Annotated in this window: 7 protein-coding genes and 1 tRNA gene; 1 reads left to right on the top strand and 7 read right to left on the bottom strand. The window is 39.4% G+C overall.

What is annotated here, in order from left to right; translation table 11 throughout:
- Positions 1–12: 12 nt before the first annotated feature.
- Positions 13–88, bottom strand: a tRNA-His gene (locus QQK05_RS12785).
- Between the two features lie 217 nt (positions 89–305).
- On the opposite strand from QQK05_RS12785, the gene QQK05_RS12780 reads away from it, so the two are divergent.
- On the top strand, positions 306–827 hold the full coding sequence (locus tag QQK05_RS12780; RefSeq protein ID WP_284299176.1) for a DUF1285 domain-containing protein: 522 nt from the start codon (positions 306–308) through the stop codon (positions 825–827).
- A 74-nt stretch (positions 828–901) separates the two neighbouring features.
- On the opposite strand, the gene hemN is transcribed toward QQK05_RS12780, so the two are convergent.
- From hemN to QQK05_RS12750, 6 genes are all read right to left on the bottom strand, one after another.
- Positions 902–2,278 carry an oxygen-independent coproporphyrinogen III oxidase gene (gene hemN, locus QQK05_RS12775; protein WP_284299175.1) on the bottom strand — a complete coding sequence of 459 codons (1,377 nt, stop codon included), beginning with the start codon at positions 2,276–2,278 and terminating at the stop codon, positions 902–904.
- Positions 2,279–2,388: 110 nt separating this feature from the next.
- A complete protein-coding gene (locus QQK05_RS12770) occupies positions 2,389–2,709 on the bottom strand; it encodes a TraR/DksA family transcriptional regulator (RefSeq protein WP_284299173.1) in 321 nt (106 codons plus the stop codon).
- Positions 2,710–2,735: 26 nt separating this feature from the next.
- Entirely contained in the window at positions 2,736–3,233 is a 498-nt protein-coding gene (locus QQK05_RS12765; protein WP_284299171.1) for a DUF2489 domain-containing protein, read from the bottom strand.
- Positions 3,234–3,800, bottom strand: coding sequence for a Der GTPase-activating protein YihI (gene yihI, locus QQK05_RS12760; RefSeq protein ID WP_284299170.1), 567 nt, complete (start codon positions 3,798–3,800; stop codon positions 3,234–3,236). It abuts the gene before it with no gap.
- 618 nt (positions 3,801–4,418) lie between these two features.
- A complete protein-coding gene (locus QQK05_RS12755; RefSeq protein WP_284299191.1) occupies positions 4,419–4,949 on the bottom strand; it encodes a VOC family protein in 531 nt (176 codons plus the stop codon).
- A 138-nt stretch (positions 4,950–5,087) separates the two neighbouring features.
- Complete coding sequence (locus tag QQK05_RS12750) at positions 5,088–6,887, bottom strand: M61 family metallopeptidase (protein ID WP_284299167.1); 1,800 nt, start codon at positions 6,885–6,887, stop codon at positions 5,088–5,090.
- Between the last annotated feature and the right edge of the window lie 101 nt (positions 6,888–6,988).

Here is a 6,988-nt window from a genome sequence, read left to right as displayed (position 1 = left end):
TGAAGAAAAGAGTGGGGTGGCTAATGGGACTTGAACCCACGACAACCGGAATCACAATCCGGGGCTCTACCAACTGAGCTATAGCCACCACAAAGGTTTGACTAACTTGATTAAGTTAGGACGCGGATTTTAAAGAGTTAACTCGATAAGATCAAGACAAAAATTCAATTAGTTTTATTAAAACCCCTAAGTGATCAAGATTAGAACAAATTTAATAGAATGACCGAAAATTATTTAATCCGTCATATACAATTTCTCACTTATGAATAATACTCAGGACGAGTAGCTCAACAACTTTAACGCCTATGTCATTAGAAAGCCTCTTAAGTCAGTTAAAAGACCAAACCAAAGCACCGCCTGTGGAATCATGGAATCCAGATTATTGCGGTGAAATTGATTTAGTTATCAAACAAGATGGTACGTGGTTTTACAACGGAACACCGTTTAAGCGCATGAATATGGTAAAGTTATTTGCTTCGGTGATTAAAAGAGAAGGTAACGATTATTTTCTTGTTACACCTGTTGAGAAAATAAAAATTACCGTTGAGCACTACCCTTTTCTCATTACACAATGGCAATGGCAGGATGAATCAAAATCATCCATGGTGGTCTCCACTAATCTCGATGACACTTTTGTATTAGGCGCAACGCATCCATTAGAAATTGACCATGATGAAAACCTCATTGTGACAGTGCGCCGAAATTTACAGGCGATTGTGCACCGAAATGTCTATTATCAATGGGTTGAAGAAGCACAGGTGAATGATGATGAGTCTGCACTCGTGCTTTCAAGCGATAACATAACATTCACGCTCGGTCAGTTGTGATGTTCAATTGATAGATAGTGATTTTAGACATTCAGTAGACTAATACTGTTCTAAAACCACCTAGCATATTCGCTTTATATTACACGTGAAAAACGTTGTTGATTTAAATGGCGCTTCATATACGCGTCAAAGCTCATGCAAATATTTCGAATTAATAAGCGAGCACGTGGTGAGACCATGATGGTCGTTTCAGCATTATCAACTAACCCGTCGTCAATAAAGGTCTGCAGCGAAACAAGCTCTTGCGCAAAATATTCATCAAAAACAATGTTGTGCTTTGATTCGATTGACTGTTTATCTAAAAACAAATTACACATGAGCTCACGAATTACGTCACCGCGAATTAAATCGTCTTTTGATAAAGCGATCCCCTTCTCTAACGCATGATCTTGCTCATCAATCGCTTGGTAATATGGTGTTAAGTCTTTAATATTCTGACTAAAGCTATTTCCTATAGCACTAATTGACGATACACCTAAACCTAATAAATCACACTCGCCTTTCGTTGTATAACCTTGGAAATTGCGATGTAGTCTCCCGAGCTTTTGTGCCATCGCAAGCTCGTCTGAAGGCTTGGCAAAATGATCCATGCCAATAAACTCGTAACCATAGCCAGTTAATGTTTCAATAGCTTGTCGCATTAATGACAACTTGGCATCGGCATTAGGTAACCATTCGTCTCTAAGCTTACGTTGCGCCGCAAATCGACTCGGCAAATGTGCATAGCTAAATAACGATATTCTATCAACATCAAACGCTTTGACTTGCGCTAGAGTTTTTGCAAATGTTTCTTCCGTTTGATGTGGTAAACCATAAATTAAATCAACATTGACTGAATCAAACGCTAGTGCCTTTGCACGAGCAATAAGTTGCCCAATAAACTCAGTCGATTGGACACGATTAATCGCTTCTTGTACTTTGCTGTCAATATCTTGAACACCGATACTGATTCGGTTGAAACCAAGTGCTTTTAGCTCATCAATTTTTGAAACTTCAATTTCTCTTGGATCAATCTCAATACTTAATTCAGCGTGTTCAATAAACGCAAAGCGTTCTTTTAGTGTTGAGATCAATCTTGTCAATTGTGCATCAGTAAGAAAGCTTGGTGTGCCGCCACCCAAATGTAATTGTCTGATGTGATATTGAGTAAATAGTGGTGCGCGATGTTCAATTTCTTTAATCAAATAATCTAAATAAACATCCGCTTTATCTTGATGACGTGTCACAATTTTATTGCAGCCACAGTAATAACAAAGGCTATGACAAAAAGGTATGTGAACATATAACGACAATTCGTTCGTTGTTGACTGTTCAATCGCTTGGATCAGCTGGGTTTCGTCAAAGCTATCATTAAACTCTAGGGCTGTCGGATATGAGGTATATCGAGGTCCACTCGTGTTGTACTTAGCGAGTAACGCCTTATCGAAAAAGTGGCTGATATTTGCTGTCATGATAAAATTTAACCTCAAGTTGATGTGTTAACATTTTATCAAACATGTGTGAAACAAAGTGTTGATCAAACGCAACAAAAGGTTACTTTTGTTGCGTTCTCATATCGGCGTTACGCGACTTTTTCCGCGCAAGTAATACATTGAATAGCGGCTGGTTGCACTTCTAATCGCCTTGGCGCTATGTCTTCACCACACGTTTGGCAAATACCATAGTTACCGCTCTCAATACGATTAATTGCATTACTTAATTGTTGGATTTCTACCTTTGCTTCCGACTCCAACGCATTAAGTACTTCATCGTTTTCCCTCTCGCTCGCAAGTTCTGCCCAATCGCTCTCGTTTGCTTGGGCAAAGTCATTATGAATAGACTCAATACGTTGCTGTAATTCGACAATGCGTTTAGTAAATTGTGCTTTTAATTCTTGTGTCATAGCCACCTCGATTACAGGTATCTATTTCACACGTCGCTTGCTAAGTGGGCTAATCGCTCCGAAGTATATTGATGTAATAACGGCAAGGATTTACTGATTTCATCATAACATTCGGCTTCTATCTTCATGCGCTCAACATCTTGCTTCATACGATCGCGCTTAGCCATCTGCTTACGTTCATCCAAAATAGATAAATGTTTAATTTGATTATATAAATTAAATATAGCAGGAAATTCATTTTCCATCTGACTACTTAGCTTGAGCGAGTCTAATAACACGCTTAATCGCCAGCAACCTTCACTATAGTCACATTGTTCTTCCTGCATTGCTTTGACTATGATCAAAACACTTTGCAAAACTTTGGAATCATGCCCCGCGAGTGCTTTTTGCTTTGCAATTTGCTGCTGAGCTTGAGTTTCTCGTTGCTTTTTCAACAACCACAACAAGCGGCCAGCATAAATAGATAAACCCAAGACGACCGCAAATGCAGCGCCTATCAGCATTACTGTTATTGTACTATTCATTTACTGCTCGAAATCGTAATCTTCGTCATTAAACTTATTCCACAGGTCATCTTCAGACAACGGCGCATCATCATCGATTTCGTCCTGTTCTTCGTCATCAATACCAAGTTGGTCGCTCAATTCTGCGTGACGGGCCATCAAGTCGTTATATAAATCGACTTCATGCTCCTCTAATGCCTGCTCTAGGTCCATTTTTTCAACAATACGCAACAAATCAGGGTTTTGTTCAATTTGCTCCAGCTCTTGCCACAATTTGCTATCTGCAGATTCGGCAACAGTAACGGCAGCAACTTTTGGTAATGGCGACGATTTACTCGTTTTATGTGTAGCAGGTGCCTTTTCAGGCGTTTTAATCAAGGCAATTGGTTTTTTACTGCCTACACGAGAATCTTTTTTCGCCTGTGATGAGTTTGTTTGCTTGTTAACAACGACTTGTTGACGGCTACCCGGCTTATTACCCGTTTTTTTGCGAATGCGTTTCTCTACATCAAAGGTAGAGTTTTCGTCTGTCTTGATAATACCACTGCTTCCACGGCCTGGCTTTCTAGACTTTTTCTTTCGTGTCATGGTTTCACGCTCAATAGATAAAAATTTATTTAATAATGGCTATTTTACGTTATTCCGTGAGAAATGGGCAGTTGAATTAAATCCCAGAAAGGAAAAAAGCGATGACATAGTCATCGCTTTTGTGGAAAAAATTGCTCACTCGGCAATTGAAATACTCCAAAATCTTAGTGGTATCCTACCTTATAAATACTATCCCTGTTTACTTTCTGACATTTCCTGTTTTTATTATTACTTTCCGTACAAGCTTTTATTGTTTTCGGTCATCCTAACACTTTCTTATTAGTTCCCTTCAAGCCCTCCTGGACCGGAAAAATTCTATCCTGAATATCGAGTAAACCATCCATGTTTGGTATACATCTACTTCAGTTAATATCTTGCTTCCATTGCTAAAATATCTTCCGTGTTTTTAGTTAGCTAGCGTCTAGCTGGTTAATACTTTACTGATAATTTTTTATACAGCAAGCAATATATGACAAAAAATTTACATTTTTTAACATTTTATCAATATCTACTTGTTTTTGAATGAAAAATAATCTACTCATTTTTCATTCAACTCTGACAACGCTATCAGCCGTAATAACTAAACAAGCTTAAAACCTAAATTAATATTCAAAAATATTAGTCTTGCTCATGTAACCAAGCAGCGTGTGAAGGTGCAACTTTCGTTTCCGCCCACTCTTCAATCATTAATGGTGCGACTCTTTTAAGTTCCGCCATCTGCTCTGGTGTACCTGTATTTGCCGCCAATTCTAAACGATGACCATTAGGATCAAAGAAATAAATAGACTTAAATACGCCATGATTTACCGGACCAAGCACTTCAACACCTTTACTCTCTAGGTCTTCTTTGGCTGAAACAAGTGCGTCAACACTTTCCACTTCCAGTGCAATATGTTGCACCCAAATTGGCGTATTTTGATCACGACCCATGTCAGGTGAATTAGGAATTTCAAAAAACGCTAATACATTACCCATACCTGAATCCAAGAAGATGTGCATATATGGATCTGGTTCTTTAGTTGAAGGTACTTCATTCTCAGCAATCGCTACCGTTAACTCCATATTGAGCATTTCTTTGTACCAATCGACAGTTTCTTTTGCGTCTTTACAACGGTAAGCCACATGGTGGATGCGTTTAATATCAATCATCATTTCTTATCTTTCTTTACCTGTTTGTACGGCAATTTTTATCATAACTCGTTGGCGTTGAGCTATTAATTAATAAAAAAAGCATGACGAGATAACGTCATGCTTTTGCTACAGCTGTAAATCAAACCATACAGTCATTTACTCAGTTGCTAACCATGCTCCTATGCGCTCTGGCTCGACTACCGAAAGCTTGACGCCCGCAAGCGGCGAATCAGCAACTACTAGCTGACCTGTAAGCAGTTGGTCATCTCTAAAATAGTGGCACGTTAGCGCGCTCCCCAAAGGCATGTGTCCAAGTAACTTTGCGAAACTAGCTTCTGTAACTTTCATATTTTGTACTGCAATTAAAATATCATTAACCGCAATGCCAGCATTTGCCGCTGGGGAGTTCTCTATTACCGATGTTATCTTTAAGCCAGTAGGAAGTGCGGTGTACATCGCACCAAAATAAGGTTTTATATCTGACGTAACACAGGTATCTAAGCTATTTAACTTTGCAAATTTAGCCCGCTCAAACGACACGCCAACTTGCGCCAATTCCGAGGTAAGCTCATAAGGTGATTTCGCATTTAGGCGCGCATAAAAATCAGAGGACATATCTTCACCGCAAAGCTGATTGAAAACAGTCAGATAATCATTCGTTATCGTGCCTTTCTCGTTTTTACCAAACTGTTGCCACATAGCTCTCATTAAATCATCTAAGCTCGCCAATCCGTTTGATTTGTCTCTAATTGTTAAATCTAACCAAAGTGCAAACAACGACCCTTTGGTGTAATAACTGACAATATTGTTTGGCGCATCAGGTCCCTGTTGGTAAAACTTAGTCCAAGTAAAAAAACTCGACTCGACAATACTCTGTTTAAACTCCCCAGGGCCACGATATACGCGAGTGGCGGTTTTACTCAACATAGCTAGGTAATCGTCCGCACTGACAATACTAGTGCGTTGCAATGACAAATCATCATAGTAAGAGGTAATGCCTTCATAAGCCCATAGTTGCTCGGTATATACCTCTTGCGCCAAGTCATACGGAATAAACTCTCTTGGCTTCAAACGACATACATTCCATGCATGAAAATACTCATGTGAGCATAAACTTAAAAAGGTTTTATAGCTGTCACTCAACTCTTCTCCCATTTCTGGGTTTGGTAAGTCAAATCGACCAGCCTGCAGCACCGTAGAGTTTTTATGCTCCAATCCACCGAAGCCGTTGGCTTGTAAATGAGTTATGAACCAGTATTCGCTAAAAGGTGCTTCGCCAAACATGTCTATGTGGTGCTGGCAAAGCTTGCTAATGTCTTTCACCATGCGCGCTCGATCGCCATAATGCTCACTTGTAAACACTAAAAAATGAGGAATACCACAAACAGAGAACTCGGTTACATCAAAGTCACCAAGCGCCACAGGGCAATCAATAAGCTGTTGGTAGTCTTGTGCGATATAATCGCCAAATTGATATAGGTCTGTTTCGTGGCTACGAGGTAATCCTGTTGCCACTCGCCAGTTATTGTTAATACCTTGTTCAATCGTTAGTCGACACTCGTGGCCGGCTAATTCCTCTACGGCTAAAAAGGTCGAGCTACCATTAAAGAAACCTCGCTGGCTATCTAAATAAGCAGTGCGCACAGATAAATCAAATGCAAACACTTGGTAACGAATCTGAACGTGGTTAGATTGCGCCGTGAATTGCCACGTTTGCTTGTCTTTTCGTTCAAGATCAATAAGGCTTCCTGCAGTATCCGACGCAGATAAGTTAATTATGTTTTTAGCAAAATCTCTGATCATGTAACTACCCGGTAACCAAGCAGGCAATGATAAGGTATAAGTGTTATCCGGCTGAGTTACGATATCGATTTTTACGCCGAATAGATGACTATTTGGGTTTTCAGGTGTTATTTGGTAATGAATTACGGTCATAGACTTATTAATTTTCAACATTGATGCTTTACTTTAACAGATGTAGGACGGGCTTAACAAAGAGATTCATTAGCTCAATAAATACTTAAAATTGACGATTTGCGTAGCGCATCTGACATGTT

The sequence above is a fragment of the Thalassotalea loyana genome, assembly GCF_030161435.1.
GTDB classification, from domain to species: Bacteria; Pseudomonadota; Gammaproteobacteria; order Enterobacterales; family Alteromonadaceae; genus Thalassotalea_G; species Thalassotalea_G loyana.
Note: the sequence above shows the minus strand (reverse complement) of the source record. Positions and strands in the feature narration are given on the sequence as shown.

Bases quoted from the DNA above. Each gene is read 5' to 3' on its own strand.
- QQK05_RS12750 (WP_284299167.1), bottom strand. From the start codon at position 6,887: ATGTTGAAAATTAATAAGTCTATGACCGTAATTCATTACCAAATAACA.
- hemN (WP_284299175.1), bottom strand. From the start codon at position 2,278: ATGACAGCAAATATCAGCCACTTTTTCGATAAGGCGTTACTCGCTAAG.
- QQK05_RS12780 (WP_284299176.1), top strand. From the start codon at position 306: ATGTCATTAGAAAGCCTCTTAAGTCAGTTAAAAGACCAAACCAAAGCA.
- QQK05_RS12765 (WP_284299171.1), bottom strand. From the start codon at position 3,233: ATGAATAGTACAATAACAGTAATGCTGATAGGCGCTGCATTTGCGGTC.
- yihI (WP_284299170.1), bottom strand. From the start codon at position 3,800: ATGACACGAAAGAAAAAGTCTAGAAAGCCAGGCCGTGGAAGCAGTGGT.
- QQK05_RS12755 (WP_284299191.1), bottom strand. From the start codon at position 4,949: ATGATTGATATTAAACGCATCCACCATGTGGCTTACCGTTGTAAAGAC.
- QQK05_RS12770 (WP_284299173.1), bottom strand. From the start codon at position 2,709: ATGACACAAGAATTAAAAGCACAATTTACTAAACGCATTGTCGAATTA.